The following is a 23,911-nucleotide window of genomic DNA, read 5'->3' as shown; positions in this document are numbered from 1 at the left end:
TCAGGCCACCGCCCGGGACATCACGTACAACGCGTCGCGTACGCTGGTCCGGTCTTCTTCAAGGGTGCGCAAGTGCACGCCGGGCACCTCGGGCTGCGCGTCGAGGCGCGCCGGGGCGTGCAGGTAAACGTTCAAGGGGCGCTCGCTGGTGGAGGCCTGCAGTTGACTTTCGCGACCGATCAACGCGCTGAGTGCCGCATCACTGTCGCTGCTGCCCACCGAACGCACCGACGCCCAGCGGCCTTCCCGGGCCACCAGCAAGACGCTGCGCACCGGCTCGGCGACCACGAACAGAAAGTCGCCGGTTTCCAGGCTTTTATCGAAGTGATTGAACGCCGCCATCAGGTACGGTTGCACCGAACGCAGGCGCAGATTGCGCGCGCTGACCAGGGTGCGCAGACGCGCCAGCAGATCCTCCGGCAGCGCGGCGGCGATCCGGTCATACCCCGCCGGTTCTGCCGACAGCACCAGGCTCCAGGCTTGGGTCGGCGCGCCGTACAGGTCTTCGAAACACAGCCGGGCGAAGCCGAGCAATTCGTCAGGGCTGCTGATCTGTTCGCTCCAGGGCACCAGGCAGAAACGGCTGAAATGCCCGGAAATCACCACGCTCAATTCGGCACCGGGCCGAGTGTGGTCGGCCAGCAGATGGTCGAGGGTGTCCAGCGCCACGGCCCAGGCATGGAAGCCTTCGTCGATGAAACCGACGCTGCCCAGCCACTGGGTTTCGTTGCCACGGCGCTGACCGAGGCCGACACCACTGGCACCGACGACGGCGACAAAACGATCACGAGATAAAAGTGACACGATTGATCTCCTCGAGCGTGGTCCGCCCTTCCTGCACCAGTTCCAGGGCCGACTCGCGCAGCAGGCGCAAACCGCGTTTGCAGGCATGCGCCTTGATTTTCGAAATCGGTTGGCGCTCGACGATCATCTGCCGCAGCTCATCGTCCAGGTGCAGCAATTCGGCAATCGCGGTGCGCCCGCGATAACCGGTGCCACGGCAATGCCCGCAACCCTTGCCATGGACGAACTGGTAGTGATCGACCGCACGCGGGTCGAGCCCCGAGGCGCGCAGCTCCTCGTCAGTCGGATAGCTCGGCGCACTGCAACTGGCGCACACCAGACGAATCAGGCGCTGGGCGAGCACGGCGTTGAGCGCCGAGACGAGGCTGTAAGGATCGATTTCCATTTGGGTGAAACGGCCAATCACGTCGAATACGTTGTTGGCGTGAATGGTGGTGAACACCAGGTGCCCGGTGAGCGCCGATTGCACGGCGATCTGCGCGGTGTCGGGGTCGCGGATTTCCCCGACCATGATCTTGTCCGGGTCATGGCGCAGGATCGAGCGCAAACCACGGGCGAAGGTCAGGCCCTTTTTCTCGTTGACCGGGATTTGCAGCACGCCCGGCAGTTGATATTCCACCGGGTCTTCGATGGTGATGATCTTGTCCACGCCGTGGTTGATCTCGGTGATCATCGCGTACAGCGTGGTGGTTTTGCCGCTGCCGGTGGGTCCAGTGACCAGCACCATGCCGTAGGGTTCGGCGGCGAGGCGGCGCAGTTGGCGCAGGGTTTCGTCTTCAAAGCCCAGCGCCTGTAATTGCACGCCGCAGACCTTGTCCGCGAGGTCCTGTTTGTCCAGCACCCGGAGCACCGCGTCTTCGCCAAAAATGCTCGGCATGATCGACACTCGGAAGTCGATCTGCCGGCCGCTGATGCCGATCTTGAAGCGACCGTCCTGGGGCACGCGTTTTTCACCGATGTCCAGCTCGGCCATGACCTTGACCCGGGAAATCACCTGCTCGGCGAACTCGCTGCCCTGGATTTTGCTGATGTTGTTGAGCACGCCATCGATGCGGTACTTGATCACCAGGCCGCTGCCGGTGGTGCCGAGGTGGATGTCACTGGCGTGCATTTTCAGCGCGTCATACAGGGTTGAGTTGACCAGCTTGACGACCACGCTGGCGTCTTCGCTGATGCTGGTCAGGGACAGGCTTTGCAGGGTATCGATTTCGACGTTGGCGTCAGCCTGGGCGTTGAGCGATTCCACCGCGTGGAAGCTTTCTTCGTGGCGGGCCAGATAGGCTTTCAGGTCGTCGGCATGCACCAGGTACAGCGGCGCGCCGTGCAGGCAATCGTCGATCCAGGCCAGGCGCGAGGTATCGAAGGGGTCGGCAAACACGCCGATGACCGCGTCGTCGTGACGCAGCAGGATGAATTCACGTTTTAGGCACTGGGCCAGGGTGACCCGATCGAAAACAGGCGTGGCGTTAAACAGGCTGTCAGTGTCGAGCACCGGATAATGCAGGGTAGCGCCGAGGCACTGGATGAATGGCATGGGGGCCAGTTCGCACAACACCCCGAGGGCCTGGAGCATGCGCTCGCCGGACGTGCTGGCCAGTGACCGTGCCTGGGCCAATTGTTCGCTGGTAAAACGAGCAGGTACAGATTCCAGTGGTGGGAGCGAGCCTGCTCGCGAAGACGTCGGCCCATCCAGCATCTCGGATGGCTGCCCCACCGCTTTCGCGAGCAAGCTCGCTCCCACACTGTTCGCCGGTTCGGTGACAAGGGATAGACGGTCCATGGCTTGCTCTCCAACGCCGGGGGCTTTGAGCCCTGTCGACGCGGCGAGCAATTACGGGGGTTACCGCAACGGCTGGTCGCGCCACTACTTCCCGGTGAGCAATTGTTCGTCGTCTGGTGCCATGGAGGTCGATAGACTTCGTCGACGATCCGCCAGCACCCAACTGCCGTCGTACAACTGCAGCGGGAAACTCTCGGTCCTGCTCTGGCGTCGTTCGACAAAACCTTCGGATATGCTCATGCCTGCTCTGGGTTCGCGCTGCATCCCCAGAAGGTCACAAACTGCACGGGCCAATTCCGCCAACGGAAAGGGTTTGAACAGGATATGGCTGACTCCCAGTTGCCGGGCCCGCTCACAGACTTCAGCGGTCGGGTGCCCGGTAATCAGCACAAAATGACAGTTCCTGTTCTGGCGGACGGCATCGAGCACCTCAAAACCTTCCATATCAGGCAAGCGGTAATCGAACACCATCACATCGGGTGCAAACTGTTCGGCTTCACCGATACCCGTCGCACCGTCATGTGCAATCCGGACTTCCAGCGCTTGCGCCTGCAGATAATCCTGGAGGTTTTGTGCAAGCAACTTTTCGTCTTCGACAACCAGTACTTTGTTTAACAAGGTGGACTCCTTGAAACCGCAGGTCCGAGTTACGAACCTGGCAGAGCGCGCCTTACTGAGGCTAACGCACACTTCATGCCAGGCTGAGCGCCGGTTGTTTCATCGCTGCATATCATTGATTTTCATGGAAAAGCCTGTTCGACCAGAAACCCGCCCCCCAAAGGCGGGGACGCACACGGAATGGCCTCTCAGCTTTTCCCCCACTATTGGGGGGGAACCTTCAATTCTCGTCAATCCGTTCAATCCGGTTGTTCGAGCGCAATTGCCCCAGAACGGTTTGACGCGCCAAGGCTTGTTGCTGTCGGCCAAGGTAAGCCCTGACCATTTCAAGCCCTTGCTGTTCTGGGACATCGGCTGCGTCCTCGTGGTTCTGTAAATAGATTAAATGCCAGCCCAGCGGCGTCCGCACCGGTTCACTGACGTCTCCCGCCGCGAGGGCAAATGCAGCGGCTTCGAACTCCGGCATCATGCGCCCGCGAGGAAAATAACCCAGCTCCCCGCCCGCGCTGGCCGAGGCATCCTCGGAACCGCTTCGGGCGACGTCGGCAAAGTCCGCACCGTGGCTGATTTTCATCCGCATCTCTACTAAGCGTAGTCGCGCCGCTTCAACTGTGGCGGCATCGGCTCCTTGAGGGACTTTGACCAGGATGTGCCGGGCCTGCACTTGTTCCGGCCGACTCATCTCGGCGCGGTGTTCTTCAAAGAAAGCGCGGACCTGTTTTTCGTCCGGCTCAGCGACTTTGAGCAAGTCGGCAAACACCTGTTGCGCCGCGAGTTCCCGGCGGGTGTACTCGGTAAAGCCCGCTTCATCAAAACCGGCGTCTTCCAGGCGTCGCGCGAATTTTTCGGCACCGCCGATGGCCTGGCGGGTCTGCTCGATCTGGCTTTGCACCGTGGCATCGCTGATCACCACGCCACGCTTGACCGCTTCCTGCCACAGCAACTCGCGGTCGATCAGCGCGTCCAGGGCTTTGCGGCGCAATTGCTTGTAGGCCTTGGGGTTGCGAATGCTGCCCAGCGCCCGGCCCTGATCCTCCAGGTACTCGGCAAAATAGCGTTCGAGGCGGTATTCGGAGATTTCCTCACCATTGACCCGCGCGGCGGCCGGGCCATTGCTGCCAAACGCCACGGGCAGCCAGCACGACAGCAGAATCAGCAGCGTTTTGAGCTTCATGATCGAGACCTCCAGTCAGGGTGTCGCGGCAACGGGTTTGTAAGGGGCGACCAGGTAAAAACGCTGATCGGGCAAGTCAACGGTGACGATGTGCGCGCCACTCAAACCCAGGCGCCGGCCGGGGCCGAAACTGATCAGCGGCGTGAGCCCGGTATCGAAGTCATGCAGGCCTTCCAGCGCATTGATCAGCTTCTCGCGGCTGGCGTCGCGTCCGGCCTGCTTCATGCCTTCGCTGAGCAGCAGCATCGAACTGAACGCGGCGACTTGCAGCACCGCATGCTGTCCGCCGATCTTCTGATGCTCGCGTAATCGGGTCAGGGCCTGGCGCCCGGCCACCGTCCAGTCGCTGGGCACGAACGGATAGGACAGAAACACCCGCCGGGAAAAATCCCTGGGCACTTGCAACAGATCGCCCGCGACCTGATTCGAGGTGGCGAACAGGTAGGGCACCTGCCCCGCCTCCTGCAAGCATTCGGCGAGGCGGCTGAACCCGCCCCCGCTGCCCAGGTAAAACACCGAGCGCGAACCCAGCGGCAGGTCCTCATGCGTTGGGTTGTAGGCTTTCAGCGTGACGTTTTGCCAGGCGCGCCCTTGCAGGTACTGGCCGAGGTTCTGCGCGGCCGACAGTTGGCCAGGGTCGTCGGGGTAGATGATCAGCGTCGGTCCCTGGAGCACGCGCAAACTGTCGGTGGCGTAGTCGGCCAAGGCGATCAATTGTTCGCGCAGGCCCGGCAGCGGTTCGAAAATCTGCCGACTGCTCTGGGCCTTGCCTTGCAACGACAGCGGGCCAATTAACGGAATGCCCGCCCGCTCCAGGCGCGTGACCAATTGCATATCGAGTGCCGGCGCCAGTGGCGCGATCAGGGCGAACACTTGTTCCTGCTCGATCAAGCGGTCCAGCGCCTGCTCGGCGCTGGCACGGTCGGGGCCGGGATCGAGAATGGTCAGGCGCAGCTTGCGGCCGTGAATACCCCCCGCTTCATTGATCCGCGCCACACTGCCATTGAGCACTGCGGCCACGGTCGCGCCCTCATCGGCCAGCGGTCCCTGACTCGGCAACAACGTGCCCAGCTGCAGGCTGTCCGGGGTCAGGCCGGGATCGCGTTCATCGGCCAGGCGCTTGAGGTACGCCGTGAGGTTGCGCTGATCATTCATCGACAGCACGAAGCGCGGCATGGCCGGGTCGAGTCGGTTGTTGCCCGGGTCGCGCCCCTCCTGCACCGCCCGCGCCAACGTGCCTTCGGTATACGGCGGATAACTGCGGCCATTGATCTGCTGCTGGCCGTAAGTGCTGGTCAGTCGCGACCAGCTCAGATCCGGGGGACGCACCCCACCTTCGGGCCGCCCCAAACCATCGGCGCCATGGCAGTTGGCGCACGGCAGGCTGGTGGCCGGCAGCAGCATACTCGCCGCGCCGACCCGCGCCATCGCCGGCGCGCCAGTGCTGGTGACGCCCTCGCGGTACAAACGTTTGCCGGCGCTTTCGCTGGGGGTCAGGGGCAAGGCGTCGGCGGCGCAGTGCAAGCCGCCGATCAGCAGCACAACAAGGACGAGGGCTATTTTCATGGCGCAGGCTCAGCGGCCGGCCACGGGCATTGTCAGCAACTGCAAGCGCTGGGCAATGGCGGCGGCCGGGGCATCGGGACGGATCTTGCTCCAGCGTTTGTTGGCCACGTCACCCACGATCAGTTGCGTTGAATGCTGCTCGGGCGTCGGCACGATCTGCCCGATCCGGCTCAGGACCAGGTCCATCTGCGCCTTGTCGCCGGTAAGAAAAAGCCAGTGGGGCCCATCAACGCCCTGTTTCAAGGTGTAAGCCTTGAGCACCGCCGGGGTGTCCCGCAGCGGATCACTGGTAAGGGAGATAAAGGTGATGCCGTCGGCCTTGTCGCCCAGCAACTCACGCACTTCCTTGAGCTTGCGGGTGATCAGCGGGCAGGCGTCGTTGCAACTGGTGAAAATCACGTTCACCAGCACCACGCGGTTTTGCAGCGCATCGCTGTAGAAGCGCAGGGTTTCACCGTTCTGGTCTTGCAGCGGCGTGTCGGTGAACCAGGTTTTCGCATCACGGGTGCCGGTCGCCGGTTGGGCGGCAGCGGCCGCTGGCGTGGGGTCCTGATGGCCTTCGTGGGCAAACGCCATTGCGCTGAAAAGGCATAAGCATGCCGTCAAGGTGATCCGGTCGAGGGCTCTCATGGTTGGTGCTCCATGTCCATGGCGATGGCGGTGTGCTTGGCGTGGGCGTTGCGCTGGCCGCTGAGTTTTTCCACTTCACGGGTCAGCACCGCCGGGTCGGTAAACCCGTAGTAGCGCGTCCAGTGGCGGCTGTTGCCGTCGCCGACGAGGATCAGCGGTTGATGGCTTTTGAAGTCGCCGCTGAAGGAGCCGAGGCCCTTGAGGGTTTCGCTGATCGATTGCGAGTTGCCGGTCAGCCAGCTCCAGCCCGGGCCTTTCTGGAAGGCGCGGGCGTATTCGTTCAGGCGTTTGGCATCATCTCGCTGCGGGTCGATGCTGATCGACACCAGCTGCACCTCGGTGCCCACGCGCGCGCCCAGCTGTTTTTGCACCTTGCCCATGATCGACGAGACCACCGGGCACACGGTGGTGCAACTGGTGTAGATGAAACTCATGACCACGATTTTGTTGGTCACCAGGTCTTTTTCCAGGCGTACCGGTTGGCCGTTCTGGTCCACCAGCGCGACGTCGGCGAATTTCACCTGGGCGCTTTCCGAGCGGGCGCTTTTGGCCGGCATCTCATGCCCGGCGTGTTCGTCCGCCGAGTGCGCCAGGGCCTGGCCGATACCGACGGCCAACAGGCATAACGTCAGCAGTCCACGGTGTGCGAATCGGTTCATGTCGATTTCCTCTTCAGTGGGCGTCGCCGGGCATGACCCGAACGCTGGCAAAAGTCTTGTCATCGAAGCTCGCGCCCAGGGACGCCGCACGCACGTGCAGGTACCAGGCGCCGTTCTGGTCGAGGGTGACCGGGGCTTCATAAATCCCGTCGCTGACCTCTCGGGCGGCAACCGCCTGGGCCCGGGAACTCGGGGCACGGAAGTAGCGCACCTGAACGTCTTTCACCCCGCTGCGCTGGGTCTTTTGCTGACCCTGGACGATGCGAAAACGCACGGTGTAGGGGCTGCCCAGCGCGGCCGTGGACTTGTCTAGCATGAACTCGACTTTGGGTACGCCGGGGAGCTTGGCGAGGTTTTTGTCCGGTTCAACCACCGCGGTGAAGCAGTGGATAATGTTCGGTTGATTGAGCAGGAACGCCACGTCGAACCGCCCGGCGCCCGGCAGTTTGATCCGCGAGCTGTACAGCCCCGGCTCGACTTCGCGCAAGCTGCGGTCGATGACCAGCGCCGCCCGCGCCACCTGGCCGCGATTGGGGTAACCGGACATCGGGGCGTTCATGCCTTCGGCGTAGAAGTAGGTGGTGTTGTCGACCGGGTTGACCACGAACACCGCGTTGTCGTCCCGCGACACCGCGAGGCTCGACGCCAGCGGCAGATCACCGGCCAGCCGTGGCGCCTGCGGCCCGGCCTCGAAACCCTGGCTGATCGGCGTGCGGCCCAGGCCCAGCGACGACAGGTTGATCATCGTGACCTTGGCCGAGGCCAGTCCGCGCACGTAGGCATAGGCCTTGGTAAACACCACTTGGTAGGGTTCGGCGGACACGTCCAGTTCATGGATCAGCGAATCCGTGGCAGCGTCGATCACGCCCACCTGGTTTTCCAGGGTGTTGAGGACGATGCCGAAACGCCCGTCGGCGCTGAAGCCCATCGGGCCCAGCCCCTGTTTCACTTTGATCACGCGGCGCACCTCGAGGCTGGCACCGTCGACCACAGTGACAGTGCCGTCCTTGCCGTCGGCGACGTACACCGCCTGGGACAGCGGCGAATACGCCACCGACAAGGGGTTGGAGCCGGTTTTGAGTTGCTTGCTGATGGTCAGGCTGGCGACGTCGATGATGCTCAGTGTGCCGTCATCGCGGTTGCTGACGAAGGCAAAACGGCTGTCCTTGCTGAAAGCGATTTCGTGATGGCCGCTGCCGGTGGCCAAATGTTTGAGGGTTTTGAGGCTTTGGCTGTCGATCACGGTGACGCCGGATTCTTCAGCCTTCGCGGCGTTGTTGCCGACCCACAGCAGGCGCTCGTCCGGTTGCAGGGCCAGGCGCACCGGGTTGCTGCCGGCGGCCACCGAGTCGCGCACCTTGAATTGTTCGCTGTCGACCACCGCAACCTCCCCGGCGGTGGGCATCGAGATGAACACCCGTTTGTTGTCGCGGGTGGTGACCCAATCCATCGGTGCTTGTTTGATGTCGATCCGCGCCAGGGTGCTGGTGATGCCGCCCACCGAGACCGACGGGTCAACCACGGAGACGCTGGCATCGCGGTTCATGACCATCAGGAAATAACTGTTGAGGTCGAGCAGTGGCCGCGCACCGATGCTCGATTTGAGGAACACCCCGACCCGTGATTTGCAGCTCTTTTCCCGGCCCTGGGCTGCGTCGGCGGCGACGGTTTCCGGGTCGAGCCAGGCGCCGGGATTGACCCCCGACAGCGGTTGGCCCGAGGCGCTGTCAGTGACGCGAAACAGCACGTCGGCGAACTGGCCTTCACGCAGCATGCTGTCCTCGGCCAATGGCCGCAGCTCCAGCGTCACCACCACGCCGTCACGCTCGATTTTTTGTCCGCTCCAGGTGTCCGGCAACGCCACCTCGGCGAGCATCACCGGTGGCGCCGTGCGCCAGACGCCGAGCCAGACCAGCGCTAGCCCGATAATCAACGCACAGCTGGCAGTTCCAATGGTCCTGTTCATATCACCTTATCCCCTTACAGATCTGTGCCTGTCTTGCGGTCGCCATCTTTGCGGTACACCCGCCCCCTTGTGGCAGCGAGTCCTTGTGGTGAGGGGATTTATCCCCGTTCGGCTGCGCAGCAGTCGTGAAAACGTTGCTTGCGGCGTACATGATTCAACGTCAATGCTGGTTTTGGGGCTGCTTCGCAGCCCAACGGGGATAAATCCCCTCGCCACAACGGTGCAACCCTAAAGAAGTGGTGCCAGCCACCACTTTCACCTCAAGGCCTCGCTCCTACAGGAGCGAGGCTGCCCTCCGGTTTACGGCGCTGGCGCCGGTTCGGGTTCGTTGGTTACCCGCAGCAATCCCCAGAGCCCGGCGGTGTTGCCGTACGCGGCGTAGTCGCGGAACAGGTAGTCGCCCGGTATCGCGTTGCTGCCCCCGGCGCTCGGGTGCATGAAGCTGAAGTGCGCCGCCGGCAGGATGCTTTCGCGGGCGCCGATGTACATCGACATCGGGTTGTAGCCGAACCGCACCGAACCCACGCCTGGCGCATACATCGGGTAGCCGCCGGTGTCGCTCTTCTCTGACTGGAACGGGTTGACCGACCAGACGTGACCGTCCAGTTGGAAGGTCGTGCCCCGGCTGCCACCGCTCGGCATCAGGATGTGGGTACGGAACGGTTGCCCCGGTTTCACGTACAGCACCGGCGTTTGTGGATCCGCGCCGATCAGCGCATTGCTGTAGGCCATGTGCGCGTTCGGCACGTCGCCGTAACCGGCACCGTCGGCATGACCGAACGGTGCGTCCGGCGCCAGCCCGAAGCGGAACCACATCGGCTCGGCCTTGTAGTTGATGGCCATGCTCGAGTTGTCCTGTGGATCGGTGGGCACCCCGAAGCCTTCAGCTGCAATGCCTTCCACCGGCCGGCCGTTGGCCCAGCGGATGTTCAACGCTTTTTGCCAGACCATCGCAAAGTCGCGGTAAACGGCCTGCCCCGGTGCGGTGACGGTTGCGTTGGTTTTGCGCGCATCCTCAACCCAGGTCGCGCCGATCGGCAGAATGCTCATCGCCCCGCCCAGCCCTTTCTGCGGTTGTTTGATCAGGTCCGCCGGGGTGATATTCAGCCCGCCGAACTCCACCGCCGTGGCGTTGATGTTGTCGACACTGCGGCCCAGTTGCGTGACCGGTTTGCCTTCACGCTCCAGGTGCCCGGCGTAGTACTGGTAAGTACGCGTCGGGTACGCGCCGCTGTTGCCGACCCGTGGTGGAACGGTCTGGATCGGGTTGGCGCCGACGTTGGTGCCGTCGGATTTGGTGATGTCGTACGACAGCAACTGGGCGTGGAAACCGACGTGGCTGGACGGCCGGATCAAGTTGTTAGTGAAGATCGTCGAGCCCTGCCCACTGTTGCGGTCACGCTTGACCAGGCCTTGCATCACAGCGGTCTGGGTCAGGTCCGGCATGATCATCGGCAAACGGTTTTCCAGGGTGACGTTGATGCAATCACCCGCCGCCGCGCGCAACACCAGCGGTTCCACCGGTACACCTGCTTTCAGCTTGCCGGTGCTCGGGTCGAGGTCGGATTTGCGCACGTACAGGATCGCGGTCGGGTCATGCAATGGCCCGCTCTGACCGCCGACGGTGATGGTCTCGCCATCTTCCGGATCAACCACCGTGACCTGCGGGATATTCACCGGCCGCGAGTTGAACACCAGGGTGCCGCCCGCCGGATTCAACGGCCCGCCGACGTGTTGGCCGACGCCGGCAGGATCGCCGATGCTCAGGCTCAACGGGTTGCGCAGGATGTCGTTGGCCAGCGCCGCGACCACTTCATAGTTGCGTTGCACGGTCGGCCGGGTGCCGATGCCATTGGGGTTGGCGCTGTAGCGCGGGCAGGAGCCATCGAACGCCACGGTGTTGCGCATGCCCGCCGGTTTCGGGTTGTTCGGCACGGCGAATAAGTCGCTGCGCTGGGCCGTGTAGTTGCGCATCACGCCCCAGATGCCGTTCCAGTAGCCTTCAATGGACGCGTCCATCGAGTACAGGTAATCGCCGGTGGTCGCCGCCGAACTGGAGAGCATCGAGACCGGTGCGTTGAAGCCCATCTGCTCGGAGATCCCGACCATCTGCGACGCGCGCCAGCCGGAGTTGGAGCTGTTGCCGAAGCCGGAACCGCTTTGCAGCCATTTGACCCCGTGCAAGGTGATGTTGTGTTCCTCTTCGTGACCGCCGGCATGCACCCGCAACCGCACGTTGTCACCGGTGTAAGTGCGCAGCATCGGGGTGAACGGGTCGCCCGGTTCGGCGCCGCCACGGTTGACGTGCGGCGGGAACAGCGTGGTGCCGCCGGTAGGACCGGTCGCTGACGTGACGAGGTTAGGCGCCAGGTTCATCGCCGGGATCGCACGGTCGGTACGGCTTTGCATGGCGTACGCAAGGTCGCCGCCGAGGCCGTCGGCCTGCATGCCGCGCTTGCCGTCCGGGCCGACCTTGTTCGGGTCGTACACGCGCAGGGCCAGCGGTTCGTTGCGGTAATTGACCACGAACATGCCCGGGTCATCGACCGAGATCGCCTGTGGGCACGGCCGGGTCGGGCAACCCGGCACTATCCCGCCCTGCACTTCAATGATGCCATCGAGCAAGGTGCTGGCGTTGTTGCGCACCGGTGGGTTGATCGCGTAGCGGAAGCTGTCGGCGGTGGCTGGGAACGCTTGTGCGTTGGGGATACCGTTGGGGCCGGCGCCGACGTACACACCGGCTTCATAGGCGTGCTGGAAGTCGCTGTATTCGAGGAAGAACTCGCGGAAGCTGTCGTTCTTGCCGTCGCCATCCAGGTCACCGGTGGAGACTACCGCTTGCCACGAGGTCGGGCCGCCGTCCTGCCGCGCGCCGCTGTACAGCGGTTCACCGGTTTCGGCGTGGAACCAGGTGGAACCGGCCGGTTCAGCCAGTACGGTGGCGTACAGACCAATCTGCTGGTGGGTCGATGGGCCGAGGTGGTCGTGGGTGAAAATGGTCCCCAGGCCACGGTCGACCCCTTTGGTGTTGATCACCGGATCGACAAACCAGCGCTGCATGGCCGTCCGCGCGCCGACCCAGTCGGCCCGGCCAAACTGGCCGAAGTACGGGTGATTTTTGGCTTTCGGGCAGGCCGGTGTGCCGTCACGCGGATCGGTGTCGGTGCACTGGTTGAACTCGCGAATCGCGCGGATGCGTTCTTGCACGGCACCGGGGGAAAGCACGCCGTCCTCGTAGTTCCAGCCATTGGCCGAACCGTCCGCCGCCGTCAGGTCCCACTTCGGCAGGTGAATGTGCTGGCCGATCACGTCGGTGGGCGTGCGCACCTGATAGTCGTCCATCTCGTAGATGGCCGGCACCAGGTTGGTTTGCTGGTACTGCACGCAATCGAAGGTGTTCATGCGCATCACCAGCGGCTCTGGTGGACGCTGCTTGGTGATCACTGGCCAGGCGTCTTCCCACAGCGCCAGAATGCGCGCTTGCGGGAAGTGGTAGCCGACCTTGTTGTACACCGCATCGAACTGAATGTTCGCGGCTTTGTAGACCCGTGGACGGTCAGCGGTGAAGGTCGAGGAACCGGTGTAGGACATGCCGTCGGCCCGCTCGCCGCTGGCAAACTCACCCGTGCCGGCGCTGCTGGTCAGGCGTTTTTGCCGGTCATCCATGCACGGCTCGTAGTAAGGCGCGCCCGCGATCGGCAAGGCACCGTTGGTGCGGAACGCCCGCGCAACGATTTGATTGCCGGGCAGCAAGGCGTAGCTTGGGTGGTCTTTTTTCGCGTGGAAAGCCATGGCCGCCTGTTCGACCTCAGTGCCCTCTTCCGGCATGTAGATCGGTTTGGCGCGGGTCACTTCCTTGGAGAAATCCAGCGACGTGGTCACCGTTTGCGCCTCGCCACCGGAGGAGAATCCGTCCAGCGAATGCCGCCCTAAACCGCCGTCCCAACCACCGGACGACGCCGGATCGAGGTTGGCCCACAGGGCGTTGCCGCTGGTTTTCAGGGACTGGGCCGTGGCCGCGTCGAGCATGTCCAGCGGTGGGGTTGGTGGGCGTTGGCCGACCGAGGTTTCCATGCCGCCGATCCAGAAGGGATAGCCAGGGTTTTTCAGGCTGCCGTCGGCATTGCGGTTGGCTTCACTGCGATCCACCAGCGCCAGCGAACCGATGGCGTGCGCGCCACCGTTGCCGCCATGGTGTTCGCCGTCATCGTCGTCGTCCTCTTCATCATCCTCATGACCGGCCACCAGGGTTGCGCCGATTTTCGGCACCACCGCGACTTTGCCCGGCATCGGTGCCATGGCTTTGCCAGGCAGCGGCACGACGGCTGGAATCGGTGTGCCGGCAACGATTTCGCCATCGGGCAAGGCCCGGGAACCGGCGGCCGGTTTGCCGCTGCGCAAGGCGTAAGGCTCGCTGTGATAGCCGTCTTCGCCCTGTTGCGACACTTCGAGTCGGGTGCCTTCTTCGAACACGTCATGCACGCGCCACATGCTCCACATGCCTTGGGCAAAGTGCGGATAGAAGTGGCAGTGATAGATCGCATCACCGGCCACGCGGTTGCGGTTGCCCGACCCGCCGTTGGCGATTTCATAGGTGTAGCCGGCGCCCGGACCGATGCCCTGGGCGTCGACATAGTCGGAGTTGTCGTCGTTCGGGTTGAACAGCCACTGATGCCCGTGCAAGTGGAAAATATGCTGCTCGTGGCCGTTGTGGGTGTTGCGGAATTTGACGAAGTCACCGATGTAGCTGTGGTTGACGTTGGACGGCTCGGACGGGTACAGCGCCATCGTCGCCTTGACCCCGATCTGATCGGCGCTCGGCACTTGCCCCGGCAGAATGCCTTCGAGACCGGCGTTGGCCGGCACGTCCACGAGCATTGCCACGTCGCCGACGGTGTGCGAGCTGAGGAAGAATTCTTCATAGGCGCAGGACAGGCAATCGTGCATCGGCCCGACGCCCAAGCGGTTGGCCACCACCTCGGCGCCCATGCCGCCGGAGCCGTAGTTGATCATGAAGGAATCACGGGTCGGCTCCAGCACGTGGGCCATCACCGGGTCAGCCCAGTACGCGGGGAACGCCTGGGTGGCGGCGGTTTCATCCTGGAACTGCGAGGCAAAATCACGGAACGCTTCCAGCCGGTTGGGCAGCGCCGGGTTGCGTTTGCCGATGGATTCCAGCGGATAGGTCGATGGCGCAAAGCTGCCGTCGGCATTGCCACCCATCACCACTGCGTCGCTCTCACTGGAAATGATTTCGCTGCCGTCGACCATGCTGATAATCGGCGTGCCGGCCTTGCCTTCACGGATCCACGGTTCGCGCTGCGGGTAGCGCGCCTGGTAATCGACGATGGGTTGGCCGGTCGGCGCGCGGCCAGTGGTGGCCAGACGCATTTCTTCTTCGGTCACGGTGTTGCGATAGGTGCGGCCGCCCTTGGGCACGACCACCACTTGGCCGAACAGGCCGTTGGCGACGTTGCCCGCATCGCCTTCACCGCCGAAGGTCGCGCCACGGCTGCTGGCGGCGAAGGCGCCTTCACGTTCGGCGAACAGGGTGTAGGAACGAGTGGCGCCGGGGGCGATCAGGGTGTTGGCGTTGCGCCCGGTGTAGGAGGCGATGTCGTCGATGCTGTTCACCGCTTGCAGGCCGTTGACCTGGAAGCCGACGTGGCGGTCGGTGACCTGCTCATCGACTTTGAATTGATCAACGTCGCCGACGGGCACTTCACCTTCGATCTCGCCCTCTTCTTCCTCTTCTTCCTCGCCGCCATCGTGGCTGCCGGGGTTGGCCTGATACGCGAGGAGGTTTTGCAGGTTGATGGTCAGGCAGTCACCGGCAGCTACCCGCAACACCAGCGGACGCGGGCGCTTGTCCGGTCGCAGCGAGACTTTGCCCGGCACCGCCGCGCCGCCGTTGGCCAGGGAACGTTCATGGTCATCAACCACGTCACGTCGCAAGGCGAACATCATGCCGTTGGCGTTTTGGGCGCCGAGGCGGTTGAACATCAGCGGCTGATCCAGCGCCACGACGTTGGCCACGAGATTGCGCTCGCAGCGCACAGCTGCTTCGGCCAGCTCGATGCCCAGCATCGGCGCCACCAACAGCAGCATTTTCAGTAATGACGGAGCGTGGGATAAGCCGGTCATGATCACGGTCCTCGCTGTAGATGCTCACAGGGAATGATTCTCGACAACAACCCCAGAGCAATCCGCATGCCATAAATGTTTATGTTTAATTTCAGTTAGTTACAGTTATCACTTAACAACTCGGGGGAAATTCCCCACCCGTTTCCCCGGTTTCCGGGTCCAGGATCAAAAGATCGCAGCCTGCGGCAGCTCCTACATTCGCTCGGCGTATTCCCGTAGGAGCTGCCGCAGGCTGCGATCTTTTGACTTCCCCCCACATATGGGGGCCTCCCCCACTCACAGCGGCGCGTCCACGGCCAGGCCCTGCAAGCGCCGGTATTGGCGCAGCACGCTGGGCACATAGCGCTGGGTTTCAGCGAACGGTGGAATCACTCCGCCACGGCTCAAAACCGCTTGCGGCCCGGCGTTGTAGGCCGCCACGGCGAGCGCGATGTCGTTGTCGAACAGGGTCAGCAGGCGCTTGAGGTATTTGGCCCCGCCCTGGATGTTGGCTTTCGGGTCGTAGACGTTTTTCACCCCCATTTCCCGAGCGGTGTCGGGCATCAATTGCATCAGCCCTCCGGCGCCTCTGGGGGATGTCGCATCGGCGTTGTAGCGCGACTCGGCCTGGATCACCGCGTGTAGCAGGGCCGCCGGTAATTGATTGGCCGTGGCTGCCGCCGAGACCAGCTCGGCATAGGGCCGGGCGGCGATCATTTGCGGCTGCTGATCAAGGCTGACCAGCGCTTTTTCGGGCTCGGGAATCACCCGTTCGTAGGTGCGTCCGGGCCGGTGGACGTTGGACAAAACGTAGCTGCCCTTGGCGTCCACGGAAACGAACACATCGGCCTGGGCGGTGCCTGCCAGCAGCAGGCAACCGAGCAGTCCTGTGGTGAGTGTTTTCATTATTTTGTCTCCCCTGACCGGCCCCGAAAAACGGGGCAATTGCCCCAATGGCCGGTAGTCAACCAGCCATACGCAAGCACTGTGCCGACTGCGCGAAGGCCGGTAATTCAGGGGGTTCAGCAAGATGACAAAGGGTGAGCATGGCAATTGCATAAGGGTGAAGGCGACCCTTCTGCCGACTGTGTGAGGTCATCATGAATCAGCGTCTGTGTTGTGCCCCGCGTACCCAAAGCGGGTTTACCTTGCTCGAATTGTTGGTGGTGCTGGTGGTGCTCGGCTTACTCGCCGGGATCGTCGCGCCGAAGTATTTCGCCCAGTTGGGCCGCTCCGAGGTGAAGGTGGCCAAGGCGCAAATCGAAGGCCTGGGCAAGGCACTGGATTTGTATCGCCTGGAGGTCGGCCATTACCCGTCGACCGAACAGGGTTTGCAGGCGCTGGTCATCGCGCCGAGCGACGAAACCCGCTGGACCGGCCCGTACCTGCAGAAAAAGCTGCCGCAGGACCCGTGGGGCCGTAATTACACCTACCGCTACCCCGGCGAAAACGGCGAGTACGACTTGCTGTCCATGGGCAAGGACGGTCAACCCGGCGGCGAAGGTGAAAACGCCGAAGTCGCCAGTTGGCAATGACGGGAGACGACCATGCGCTTTCATCTCAAAGCGGTCGGCAAGGCCGGCGTGGTCGCGATGACCGTCGAAGCGCCGGGCCACAGCGAAGCCCGGCGCATCGTCGAAGACCAGGGCTTGCGCGTGGTCAGCCTGCACGCCGAGCGGCATTGGCGGGCGTTGCGCATCCGCCAGCGCGAAACCTTCAACCTGGTGCTGTTCAGCCAGGAACTGACCACCCTGCTGAATGCCGGCCTGCCGTTGATCGATGCGCTGGAAAGCCTGGCGGAAAAGGAAACCGCGCCCCAGGCGCGCAAAACCTTGAGTGAACTGGTGCGCCTGCTCTACGAGGGCAAATCGTTTTCCCAGGCGTTGGGCCAGTTGTCGGCGGTGTTCCCGCCGTTGTACGTGGCGCTGGTACAGTCCAGTGAAAAGACCGGCGCCGTGGGTGAAGCCCTGGGCCGCTATGTCAGCTATCGCCAGCGCATGGACGAAGTTCGCCAGAAGATCGTCAGCGCTTCGATCTACCCGCTGCTGTTGCTGGTGGTGGGAGGTGGCGTGGTGTTGTTTTTGATGGGCTACGTGGTGCCGCGATTCAGCCTGGTGTTTGAAGGGTTGGGCAATAACCTGCCGTGGCTGTCGCAGATCCTGATGAGCGGCGGGATGTTCCTGCACGCCCACCAAGGCGAATTCTTTGGCGCCTTCGCAGCGCTTGTCATCGCCCTCGCCTTCCTGCAACGCCAGCCGGCTTTTCGTCGCGGCGTGGACCGGGTCATCGAAAAACTCCCGGCGGTGCACCAACGCATCTTCATGTATGAACTGGCGCGTTTCTACCGCTCGCTGGGAATTCTGCTGCAAGGCGGCATTCCCCTCGTCACGGCCATGGGCATGGTTCGCGGCTTGCTCACCCCCGCCTCCCGCGTGCGCCTGGACCAGGCCTGCGAACGGGTGCGCGAAGGGCAATCGCTGTCGACCGCGCTGGAACTCAATCACCTGGTCACCCCGGTGTCCCTGCGCTTGCTGCGCGCCGGTGAACAGTCCGGGAACCTGGGGCAAATGATGGAGCGCAGCGCCGACTTCTATGATGAAGAAATCAGCCGCTGGATCGAATGGTTCGTGCGGTTGTTCGAACCCCTGCTCATGACCTTCATCGGCCTGCTGATCGGGGTCATCGTGATCCTGATGTACATCCCGATATTCGAACTGGCCTCAAGCATTAACTGATACACCCGACCACAAGGTACGACCGCCTCCGCGAGCAGGCTCGCTCCCACAGTGGATTTTCGTCGAGCACCCGATTGGGTATTCACTGAAGATCTAATGGGGAGCGAGCCTGCTCGCGAAGGCGTCAACGTGTCTAAATCCCCCGCTTTGCAAATCCCCCACCAACCTCTACTCTGCGTGATCCCTCCCCGCATCGAGCCCCCCATGATGGACAGCCTCAGCGGTATCACGGCCTTCATTCAGGTGGCCGAGACCCGCAGCTTCACCGCAGCCGGCCGCCTGCTGGAAATTTCCTCCTCGGCGGTGGGCAAAAGCGTTGCGCGCATGGAAGAACGCCTGGGTGTCCGCCTGTTCCATCGCAGCACCCGCAGCGTCACCCTGACCACTGAAGGCGAGCTGTTCCTCGACCGCTGCAAACGTATCCTCAGTGAAGTGCAAGCCGCCGAAATGGAGTTGCTGGAATTGTCCGCCAACCCGCGCGGCAAGGTGCGCATCAGCGTGCCGATCCAGAACGTGTTGATCATGCCAGTGCTGGCGGGGTTCATCCGCGCCTACCCGGACATTGAGCTGGACGTGGACACGTCCGATCGGATGGTGGACGTCATCGAGGAAGGCTTCGACGCGGTGATCCGCACCGGCGCACCACAGGATTCGCGGCTGATGGCGCGCAAGCTGGGCGGTTTTCAACTGCAATTGGTCGCATCACCCGAATACCTGGAACGGCATGGCGCGCCCACGCACCCTGACGATTTGATCCGTCATGTGTGCCTGCTGCACAAGTTCCCGGCCACCGGGATGATCGAACGCTGGCCGCTGCGCGTCGGCGACACGCACATCGAGCCGAACCTGACCAAATCCATGATTTGCACCACGACTGATCCGCTGCTGCACCTGGCGCTAGATGGCGTGGGGATTGCCTGCCTGCCGGATTTTTCAATCCGCCAACCATTGGCTGATGGCAGGCTGAAAGTGGTGCTGGAGGATTACACCGACCACAGCGGCCATTTGTGGATGCTCTGGCCTGCGTCGAGGCAGACCGCACCCCGATTGCGGGTGCTGATCGACTACTTCAAAGACAACATTCTGAAAGCCTGAACTCAGCGTTGCAGGGCCTCGGCAATCGGGGCTTTGCCCACGCCGAAACTGAGCATGACCGCCAGTCCGAGCAAGCCAATTGCGGCCCCGAGCCATAGCGCAGACGGCACGCCGTGATGGTCAACCATCAAACCACCGAGCAGCGAGCCCGTAGCAATGGCCACCTGAAACATGGTGACCAGCATGGCTGCACTGGCCTCCGGCAATTGCGGCGATGTCAGCTGCATCCATGTGCTCACGCCCAACGGAATCGCACCATAAGCGATGCCCCACAGCAAAACCGCGAGCACCACGCCCACAGCCTGTAACTGCGGCAAGGCCAATTGCGCGATGACCATCAAGAGCACCACCGCGCCCAACGAGGCCCGAAGGTGCCGGGCCGAACCACGGGCCATCGCGAAGTTGGCCAACATGCCGACCAAGCCGAAACCGAGCAGAATCGAAGTGATTGCACTCGCCGAGAAACCTGCTTCACGGCCGAGGAATGGCGCGATGTAGGTGTAAGCCGAGAAGTGTGCAGCGACCACCAGCCCCAACAGCAACATGCTGCGTCGCGCGGTTTTTCGCGCGAGAAAACCCAGCAGCGCGCCCACGCGCAAACCTTCGCGAGAAGGCAACGAAGGCAATGTCAGCCCTTGCGCGATCAACGCCAACAGCGCGAGTGCCGCCGCGACCGCGAACGACACGCGCCAGGAAAACAAGGTGCTGACAAATGTGCCGAACGGCACCCCAAACACAGTCGCCATTGTGATCCCGGCAAAAATCAGCGCCGTGGCTTTGGCTGCCCGGGATTCACTCACCAGACGCGCGGCCACGGCAATCGCCACCGCCCAGAACCCACCCAACGCCACACCCAACAAACCCCGGCCCAACAGCATCACCACTAGCGAGGGCGCGAACGCCGACACCAGGTTCGCCACCACCTGCACCAGGGTCAACAGCAACAGCAAATGCCGCCGGTTCAACCGCCCTGCCCCGAGCATAATCGCCGGCGCAGAGACCGCCGCGACAATCCCCGGCACGGTAACCATCAACCCGGCCGTCCCGTCGGTAATGGCGAGGCTGTTGGCGATCTGCGGCAGGATGCCCACCGGCAGGTACTCTGTCGTCACAAACGCAAAGGCGCCAAGCGCCACGGAAAACACCGACAGCCAGTCGCGCCAGGAAGAGGGCTGCGTTTGATCGAGCGCAACACTGGCCGGTATTGCCTGCATATCGTTCATGGGAAAACTCCACAGTAATAAGTGGAGCCATGCTAGGCATCTCACCGCTGTGGAAAAATGGGGCGACGTTCCGGTCACTCTGGATCAAACACTCCGCAATCAGATAGTCCGACGGCGGTCGTATTTACCCGAAACAACAACAATCCAGTAGATACCGGCTTTCTGGCGAACCCTGCGACGCAGGGTGCAGGACTTACGCGATCGCTGGCAAGCCAGCTCCCACAGGGTTTCCGGGTACGTCCGGGAAATTGCGACGGTTGCAAGCCGCCTTCGTCAGAACGCCGCCCGGAACAGGCTCGATCCCACAATGAAAACTGTGCCAACCCCAACCAAACCACAAGGCCGAGCGTTAGCTCGCCTTGCGCTTTTGATCCTGCTTTTGATTTTGATCTACCCGCCCCTTCGGGAGGCCGAGTGGAGGTTCTGCGCAGTGGGCAGCCCGGCATGGATGCCGGGCTAGCTGCCCCCGGCCATGGATGGCCGATGGCAGCGGGCCCACGGAGCAGGACCGGAGCGAGGGAACGCCGAGCCTTGGCGAGGGGCCGGACGCCGGGGCGAAGCGTTTTGCTTACTTTTGGGCGTCTGCAAAAGTGAGTCGCCGTAAGGGCGAAACCCTAGGTAGCCGTTACCCAGGAATGGATATGTACACCTGAAGAACGTGGTCGGCTGTCAGGCCGCCTTCGTCGGAACGCCGCCCGGAGCCGGCTCGCTCCCACAATAGGACCGAGTTCATCCGGGGAAATGTGGTAACCATCAGGCCGCCTTCGTCGGAACACCGCCCGGAGCCGGCTCGCTCCCACAGGGGGCGCGGGTACCTGCGGGACTATCACCACTGATACGTCGCACTCGCCTGAACCGTGCGCTGTGCGCCATACCAGCACCACGAGTAGGAGAAGCACGACGCCACATACTCTTTGTTGGCCAGGTTACTGGCATTCAACGCCAGACGCAGATTGTCCTTGAGACTGTTGATGTGCGGAATGTCGTAATGCAACGCCGCATCCACCAACGTGTAGCCCGGCACCTTCAACGTGTTGGCTGTATCACCCCAGGACGACCCGACATACCGCGCACCGGCGCCCACCCCGAAACCTTTGGCAACCCCGTCGTGGAAGGTGTAGTCCGCCCACACCGAGCCGGTATGGCGAGGCACGGCATAGGGGGTGGTGCCCTTGGCCGACACCGCCGGACCCACGGCAACATCGGTCAGCGGCGCATAACTGACCGTGCTGTTGGACTGAGTGATGCGGTTGTCCAGATAAGCATACGCCGCCGTGATATCGAGGTTGTCATTGAGGCTGGCCTTGCCTTCAAGTTCGAAACCACGAGAACGCACTTCACCGCTCTGTTCCTGACAACGCCCGGTGCCGCACAGGTGCGTCGGATCCGGATCAAGCGTCGGCACGTTGCTCTGGCGCAAATCGTAGATCGACGCGGTGATGAAACTGTTACTGCCCGGTGGCTGATACTTGACCCCCACCTCGTATTGCTTGCCCTCGGTCGGCTTGAACACCGAACCGCCGTAGCCGGTGCCCGACTGCGGCTCGAACGATTCCGAGTAGCTCACATACGGCGAAATACCGTTATCGAACAGGTAAACCAGGCCCACGCGCCCGGTAAACGCCTCACTGTCCAGCGAGGTTTTGGTCTTGAGGTTATTGCGCAAATTCAACGAGCTGTTGTGGTTGTTCGCCCAGTCATAACGCCCGCCCAGCAACAACACCCACTGGTCCCACTTCAGCTGGTCTTGCAGGTACAAACCCTTCTGCTGGTTGCGCTGCGTCGCGTCAGAAGCGAACGTCGGTGTGGTCACCGGAACGCCGTAGACCGGCTCGAAAATATCCAGCGTCGGACCCGCGCCGAAACCGGATTTGGTGTCGGTGCTGGTGTTCTGGTAATCGGTGCCGAACAGCACGGTGTGCTGCACCGGCCCGGTGTCGAATTTGGCCTGGGCCTGATTGTCCAGGGCATAGGAATCGAGGTCGACGTCGGTGGCAATGGTCGAGCGCGTCAACGTGCGGTAATCGGCGCGCAGGTTGCTGCTGTAGAGGCTGCGATACACGCCTTCGCTGCGCAGATAGCGCGCGTTCTGACGCAACGTCCAGACGTCGTCGAGGTGATGTTCGAACAGGTAACCGACAGAGAAATACTCGCGGTCGCTCTTCTCGAAATCCTTGTCGCCGTCATAAAAATCGACGTCGATGTCGCGCCCGATCGGGCTGTCCAGTACCGAACCCCACGCCGGCATCGAACCGTACGAAGCGGCTTTCGGGTCTTTCTGGAAATGCCCGAGCAACGTCAGCGAAGTGTCTGCGCTTGGCCGCCAGGTGAAGGCAGAGGAAATGGCCTGACGCCGGGTTTCGGTGTGTTCGAGCTGGCCGTCGGCGTCGTCGTACAGACCGGCCAGGCGATAGGAATAAACCCCTTGATCATCAATCGGGCCGCTCAAATCGAACGTTGTGCGCTTCTTGTTGAACGTGCCGTACTCGACGCCGACTTCATGGAACGGCGTGTCCAGCGGCCGCTTGCTGACCATGTTCACCACGCCACTTGGGCTGGCCTGCCCGTAGAGCACGGACGACGGCCCGCGCAGGACCTCGACACGCTCCAGGTCAAAGGCATCTTTTTGCGGCGATGCATCACGGCTTCCAGGCATGCGCAGGCCGTCCAGGTACACTGCCGGGGAAAAGCCGCGAAGGGTCATCTGGTCCAGTCGCGAAGCTGTTGAGCCGCGAGTTTCCGGAACCACCGCCGCGGTGTAGCGCAAAATCTGGTTGAGGCTCATGGCGCCCTGGGCGCGCATCTGATCCTTGGTCACCACGGAAATCGATTGCGGCGTTTCGTTCAGCGCCGTATCGGTTTTAGTCGCGGTCAGCGAGCGGGTGGCGACGTAACCCGCCACCGGGCCGGTGGGACTTTCGCTGGCATACGCGCCGTTGATGTTGGTGGCCTGCAACTCCAGAGAACCTTCGACGGCCTCGGGCACAGGCTCGATGCGATAGCGCGTGGCCGACAATGCAATGGCGTTCAGGCCGCTGCCCTGCAGCACGTGCGCGAGGGCATCGTGGGTGCTGAATGATCCGCTCACGCCGCTGCTGCGTTTGCCGCGCGTCAAAGCCGGGTCGAAGGCCAGCACCAGGTCCGCCTGCTCGGCCAGGCTGTTCAGCGCCTGGCTCAAATCCCCGGCGGCAATCGAAAAACTGCGCACGGCGCTGGTGTGGGAATCCACGACCGGCGATTCGGCGGCCATCAGTGGCGCCGCGACAAAAGCCATCGCCACTGAAAGCGCCAGTGGATGCAAAGGACGAGCAAAGCGTGACATGGGAAATCCTGCGAAATGGAAGGCGTTACTAACCATGACGGCCATGTCGAAAAAACAGACAACGAATGCGAGCGATTTGCATTAATAATTTTTGGATCGCCGCAGCACCTCTGTAGGAGCGAGCTTGCTCGCGATGGATTCGAAGACGCCATGTTGATTCAGGAAGCACGCGTTTTCGTTAACGACCATCGCGAGCAAGCTCGCTCCTACAGGGTT

General features: G+C 62.6%; 15 protein-coding genes. 3 read left to right on the top strand and 12 right to left on the bottom strand.

Features of this window, described 5'->3' with window-relative positions; translation table 11 throughout:
• The 10 genes from F8N62_RS27950 to F8N62_RS27905 all read right to left on the bottom strand — a co-directional run bounded on the left by F8N62_RS27950 (nt 1) and on the right by F8N62_RS27905 (nt 16,226).
• Nucleotides 1–804: a hypothetical protein gene (locus F8N62_RS27950; protein ID WP_150713703.1), complete on the bottom strand. Its 804-nt coding sequence runs from the start codon at nt 802–804 to the stop codon at nt 1–3.
• On the bottom strand, nt 785–2,500 hold the full coding sequence (locus F8N62_RS27945) for a GspE/PulE family protein (protein WP_150713702.1): 1,716 nt from the start codon (nt 2,498–2,500) through the stop codon (nt 785–787). Before F8N62_RS27945 ends, F8N62_RS27950 begins: the two co-directional genes overlap by 20 nt.
• A gap of 168 nt (nt 2,501–2,668) precedes the next feature.
• Nucleotides 2,669–3,202 carry a response regulator gene (locus tag F8N62_RS27940; RefSeq protein ID WP_150713701.1) on the bottom strand — a complete coding sequence of 178 codons (534 nt, stop codon included), beginning with the start codon at nt 3,200–3,202 and terminating at the stop codon, nt 2,669–2,671.
• Between the two features lie 220 nt (nt 3,203–3,422).
• Nucleotides 3,423–4,376, bottom strand: coding sequence for a peptidylprolyl isomerase (locus F8N62_RS27935; RefSeq protein ID WP_150713700.1), 954 nt, complete (start codon nt 4,374–4,376; stop codon nt 3,423–3,425).
• A 15-nt stretch (nt 4,377–4,391) separates the two neighbouring features.
• The gene (locus F8N62_RS27930) at nt 4,392–5,942 is read right to left on the bottom strand and encodes an ABC transporter substrate-binding protein (protein ID WP_150713699.1); all 1,551 of its coding nucleotides are present in this window, start codon (nt 5,940–5,942) and stop codon (nt 4,392–4,394) included.
• Between the two features lie 9 nt (nt 5,943–5,951).
• Complete coding sequence (locus F8N62_RS27925) at nt 5,952–6,572, bottom strand: SCO family protein (RefSeq protein ID WP_150713698.1); 621 nt, start codon at nt 6,570–6,572, stop codon at nt 5,952–5,954.
• Complete coding sequence (locus F8N62_RS27920) at nt 6,569–7,231, bottom strand: SCO family protein (RefSeq protein ID WP_150713697.1); 663 nt, start codon at nt 7,229–7,231, stop codon at nt 6,569–6,571. Before F8N62_RS27920 ends, F8N62_RS27925 begins: the two co-directional genes overlap by 4 nt.
• Before the next feature lie 13 nt (nt 7,232–7,244).
• Nucleotides 7,245–9,197 (bottom strand): YncE family protein, encoded by a 1,953-nt coding sequence (locus F8N62_RS27915; RefSeq protein ID WP_150713696.1) that lies wholly within the window; start codon nt 9,195–9,197, stop codon nt 7,245–7,247.
• 300 nt (nt 9,198–9,497) lie between these two features.
• Nucleotides 9,498–15,341, bottom strand: coding sequence for a manganese-oxidizing multicopper oxidase MnxG (gene mnxG, locus F8N62_RS27910; RefSeq protein ID WP_150713695.1), 5,844 nt, complete (start codon nt 15,339–15,341; stop codon nt 9,498–9,500).
• Between the two features lie 276 nt (nt 15,342–15,617).
• On the bottom strand, nt 15,618–16,226 hold the full coding sequence (locus tag F8N62_RS27905) for a lytic transglycosylase domain-containing protein (protein ID WP_150713694.1): 609 nt from the start codon (nt 16,224–16,226) through the stop codon (nt 15,618–15,620).
• Nucleotides 16,227–16,420: 194 nt separating this feature from the next.
• On the opposite strand from F8N62_RS27905, the gene gspG reads away from it, so the two are divergent.
• From gspG to F8N62_RS27890, 3 genes are all read left to right on the top strand, one after another.
• On the top strand, nt 16,421–16,855 hold the full coding sequence (gspG, locus tag F8N62_RS27900; protein WP_150713693.1) for a type II secretion system major pseudopilin GspG: 435 nt from the start codon (nt 16,421–16,423) through the stop codon (nt 16,853–16,855).
• Between the two features lie 12 nt (nt 16,856–16,867).
• Nucleotides 16,868–18,055 (top strand): type II secretion system F family protein, encoded by a 1,188-nt coding sequence (locus F8N62_RS27895; RefSeq protein ID WP_150713692.1) that lies wholly within the window; start codon nt 16,868–16,870, stop codon nt 18,053–18,055.
• A gap of 207 nt (nt 18,056–18,262) precedes the next feature.
• Nucleotides 18,263–19,150, top strand: a complete 888-nt coding sequence (locus F8N62_RS27890) for a LysR family transcriptional regulator (protein WP_150713720.1) — start codon at nt 18,263–18,265, stop codon at nt 19,148–19,150.
• Nucleotides 19,151–19,152: 2 nt separating this feature from the next.
• On the opposite strand, the gene F8N62_RS27885 is transcribed toward F8N62_RS27890, so the two are convergent.
• The gene (locus tag F8N62_RS27885; protein ID WP_150713691.1) at nt 19,153–20,373 is read right to left on the bottom strand and encodes an MFS transporter; all 1,221 of its coding nucleotides are present in this window, start codon (nt 20,371–20,373) and stop codon (nt 19,153–19,155) included.
• 826 nt (nt 20,374–21,199) lie between these two features.
• Complete coding sequence (locus tag F8N62_RS27880) at nt 21,200–23,695, bottom strand: TonB-dependent siderophore receptor (RefSeq protein WP_150713690.1); 2,496 nt, start codon at nt 23,693–23,695, stop codon at nt 21,200–21,202.
• Nucleotides 23,696–23,911: the final 216 nt, after the last annotated feature.

The organism is Pseudomonas fluorescens, from assembly GCF_902497785.1.
Lineage (GTDB): Bacteria > Pseudomonadota > Gammaproteobacteria > Pseudomonadales > Pseudomonadaceae > Aquipseudomonas > Aquipseudomonas fluorescens_BO.
Note: the sequence above shows the minus strand (reverse complement) of the source record. Positions and strands in the feature narration are given on the sequence as shown.

Coding starts and splice junctions, on each gene's coding strand:
- F8N62_RS27915 (WP_150713696.1), bottom strand. CDS start 9,197: ATGAACAGGACCATTGGAACTGCCAGCTGTGCGTTGATTATCGGGCTA.
- F8N62_RS27920 (WP_150713697.1), bottom strand. CDS start 7,231: ATGAACCGATTCGCACACCGTGGACTGCTGACGTTATGCCTGTTGGCC.
- F8N62_RS27930 (WP_150713699.1), bottom strand. CDS start 5,942: ATGAAAATAGCCCTCGTCCTTGTTGTGCTGCTGATCGGCGGCTTGCAC.
- F8N62_RS27945 (WP_150713702.1), bottom strand. CDS start 2,500: ATGCTGGATGGGCCGACGTCTTCGCGAGCAGGCTCGCTCCCACCACTG.
- gspG (WP_150713693.1), top strand. CDS start 16,421: ATGAATCAGCGTCTGTGTTGTGCCCCGCGTACCCAAAGCGGGTTTACC.
- F8N62_RS27905 (WP_150713694.1), bottom strand. CDS start 16,226: ATGAAAACACTCACCACAGGACTGCTCGGTTGCCTGCTGCTGGCAGGC.
- F8N62_RS27895 (WP_150713692.1), top strand. CDS start 16,868: ATGCGCTTTCATCTCAAAGCGGTCGGCAAGGCCGGCGTGGTCGCGATG.
- F8N62_RS27890 (WP_150713720.1), top strand. CDS start 18,263: ATGGACAGCCTCAGCGGTATCACGGCCTTCATTCAGGTGGCCGAGACC.
- F8N62_RS27935 (WP_150713700.1), bottom strand. CDS start 4,376: ATGAAGCTCAAAACGCTGCTGATTCTGCTGTCGTGCTGGCTGCCCGTG.
- F8N62_RS27880 (WP_150713690.1), bottom strand. CDS start 23,695: ATGTCACGCTTTGCTCGTCCTTTGCATCCACTGGCGCTTTCAGTGGCG.
- F8N62_RS27925 (WP_150713698.1), bottom strand. CDS start 6,572: ATGAGAGCCCTCGACCGGATCACCTTGACGGCATGCTTATGCCTTTTC.
- F8N62_RS27885 (WP_150713691.1), bottom strand. CDS start 20,373: ATGAACGATATGCAGGCAATACCGGCCAGTGTTGCGCTCGATCAAACG.
- mnxG (WP_150713695.1), bottom strand. CDS start 15,341: ATGACCGGCTTATCCCACGCTCCGTCATTACTGAAAATGCTGCTGTTG.